We start from the raw sequence: 2,723 nt of genomic DNA on the forward strand, positions 1-2,723 counted from the left end.
GCGCCGGACACGGCGCACGCACCCGTGGCACCCGTCCGTCCCTCGCGGCGGTCGCCCCGCCGCGAGGCCGCCTGGCGTCGCCGCGACCGCCGCTGGGGCTACGTCTTCGTGGGCCCCCAGCTCATCGGCATGGCGGTGTTCGTGCTGCTGCCGTTCGTGGCCAGCCTGGTGCTCGCCTTCGCGTCGTGGGACGGCCTCACCGAGCTCGAGTGGGTCGGCTTCGCCAACTTCACCGCGCAGCTGCAGGACGAGCTGCTGCTGCGCTCGATCGTGAACACCCTGCTCATCGCGCTCATCACGGTGCCGGTCGGGCTCGGTCTCGCGGTCGTCGTCGCCGTCGCTCTCGAGAAGCTGCGCACCCGCACGCTCTACCTGATCCTGTTCTTCGCGCCGGTGGTGACGAGCACCGTCGCCGTCGCCATGATCTGGCAGCAGCTGTTCCGCGCCGACGGCGTGCTGAGCGGCGCGATCGCGAACGTCCTGGACATCGCCCCTCCGGACTGGCTCGGCGACCCCCGCCTCGCGCTCATCGCGGTGTGCATCGTCTCGATCTGGTCGTCGCTCGGCCTGAACGTCATCATCTTCCTGGCGGGCCTGCAGAACATCTCGCCCTCGGTCATCGAGGCCGCGCGCATCGACGGCGCCGGAGCGTGGCGGCTCTTCCGCAGCATCCGACTGCCGCTGCTCTCGCCGATCGTGTTCTTCTCCTCGATCGTCGCGTTCATCTCGTCGCTCCAGACGTTCGACACCGTGTTCGTGCTCACCGCGAACGCCGGCCCGGACAACGCGACGCGGACGATCGTCTACCACATCTACGACCTGGGCTTCGGGCGGTTCGAGTTCGGACCCTCCAGTGCCGCCTCCGTGATCCTGCTGCTGCTGACGCTCGTCATCACCGCGATCCAGTTCGGCGCGCAGAAGAAGTTCGTGCACTACGAGGACGCCGACGCATGACCGCTGCAGACATCGAGTCGACCCTCGTCGGCCGCCCCGACCTCGAGCGGCCTCGCCGCCGTCCCGAGACCGGGCGCGGCCGGCGCACCGCCGGCCGGGTCGCCATCCACGCCGCGCTCATCGTCGCCGGCCTGGCGATGGTGTTCCCGTTCCTGTGGATGCTGCTGACCTCGTTCAAGACCCTGCCCCAGCTGCTGCAGGATCCGCTGAGCCTCTGGCCCGACCCGTGGACGATCGACAAGTACGTCGACGCCTGGAACGCCGTGCCCTTCGCGCAGGCCTACCTGAACAGCATCTACATCTGCGTGCTGGCCGTCGTCGGAACCCTGATCACGGCGGCGATGGCGGGGTACGCGTTCGCGCGCATCCGCTTCCGCGGCAGCCGGGTCCTGTTCATCGTGTTCCTCGCGACGCAGATGATCCCGAAGCAGGTCACCCTGATCCCGTTCTACCTGCTCATGGCGGAGTTCGGCTGGGTCGACTCGCACCTCTCGCTCATCGTGCCCGCCATGCTCGTGAACCCCTTCGCGGTGTTCCTCATGCGCCAGTTCGTGCTCTCGCTGCCGAAGGAACTCGAGGAGGCGGCGCTCGTCGACGGCGCGGGCCGGTGGCGGACGTTCTGGAGCATCATCCTGCCCAACCTCAAGCCCGGGCTCGGGGCCCTCAGCATCATCGTGGCGCTCGACGTCTGGAACAGCTTCCTGTTCCCGCTCGTGCTGCTGAACTCGCCCGACCTGTTCACGGTGCCGCTGCTGCTCGCGAGCTTCCGCGGCCAGTTCGGCTCGGTCGACTACGGGCTCGTGATGGCGGCCTCGGCGCTCGCGACGATCCCGATGCTCGTCGCGTTCGTGATCGGGCAGCGCCGGATCCTCAACAGCATGGCCGCGTCCGGCCTGGGCGGGCGATGAGCGGGGCGGATGCCGCGGCGCTCGCCGACCTCGCCGGCGAGCACCTCGACCTGGTCCGCGCGCCGTTCACCCTGCCGCGCTCGCGCCTGATGGCGTTCCGCTCCGCGGACGGGGCGGACGGCACCCTCCGAGTGCACACCTCCGAGTACGAGCGCAGCCTCGAGGAGTGCATCGTGCTCGATGCGCTGCGCGTGCGGGGGTCCGACGGCGAGGTCCTGCCGGTGACACGGGTGCGGCCGCACGAGATCGTGCTCGGCGACGGGGCCGCGGGCGTCACGTTCGCCGGCACCGGCGCGCTCGCCGTGGGCGTCGCGACCGGCGTCGAGGCGAGCGTGGAATGGGACACGGGGGAGGGGCTGCAGTCGCTCCGGGTGGGCGGGCGGCACGCGGCATCCGTCGTCTTCGACGTGGACGCCGACCGCACGGTGGAGTTCGCGCGGTCGGCGGAGTACGCGTCCCTCCGCAGCGCGACCGAGGCGACGTGGCTCGACTGGTTCGGCCGCTGCCCCACGGTGCGCGACGACCTGCAGGCGATGACCGCGTTCTGCTGGTGGGTGCTCGGCGCCAACATCGTCGAGCTGCCGCAGCTCGGCGAGGCGCGCGCCGTCGTGCCCTCGAAGATCGGGTACGTCGGGCTCTGGCAGTGGGACGCGTACTTCATCGCCGTCGGACTGCGGCACGGCGATCCCGCGCTCGCGCGGGAGCAGCTCGACCTCGCGCTCCGGTTCCCGACCGCCGACGGGCAGCTGCCCGACGTCGTGCACGAGCTCGGAGTGCTCGCCTCGAGCGACGACCTGCCGGCGTCGGATCGCGAGACGCTGCGTCGCGCCGGCTCGGCGGTCGCCGACCCGGCCGCGCCCG

Annotated in this window: 3 protein-coding genes; all 3 read left to right on the forward strand. The window is 71.0% G+C overall.

What is annotated here, in order from left to right; all coding sequences use genetic code 11:
- Window positions 1-954 (forward strand): carbohydrate ABC transporter permease (locus tag ESO86_RS15065; RefSeq protein ID WP_340638867.1); only part of this gene is annotated, 954 nt, incomplete at its 5' end.
- A complete protein-coding gene (locus ESO86_RS15070) occupies window positions 951-1,862 on the forward strand; it encodes a carbohydrate ABC transporter permease (RefSeq protein WP_129235714.1) in 912 nt (303 codons plus the stop codon). The genes ESO86_RS15065 and ESO86_RS15070, both read left to right, overlap by 4 nt.
- On the forward strand, window positions 1,859-2,723 hold an 865-nt coding region (locus ESO86_RS15075), incomplete at its 3' end, for an MGH1-like glycoside hydrolase domain-containing protein (protein WP_207207169.1). The genes ESO86_RS15070 and ESO86_RS15075, both read left to right, overlap by 4 nt.

Source organism: Agromyces binzhouensis (assembly GCF_004135055.1).
GTDB classification, from domain to species: Bacteria; Actinomycetota; Actinomycetes; order Actinomycetales; family Microbacteriaceae; genus Agromyces; species Agromyces binzhouensis.

What these genes read in the sequence shown, in the direction of transcription:
- ESO86_RS15070 (WP_129235714.1), top strand. Translation starts at nt 951, where the DNA reads ATGACCGCTGCAGACATCGAGTCGACCCTCGTCGGCCGCCCCGACCTC.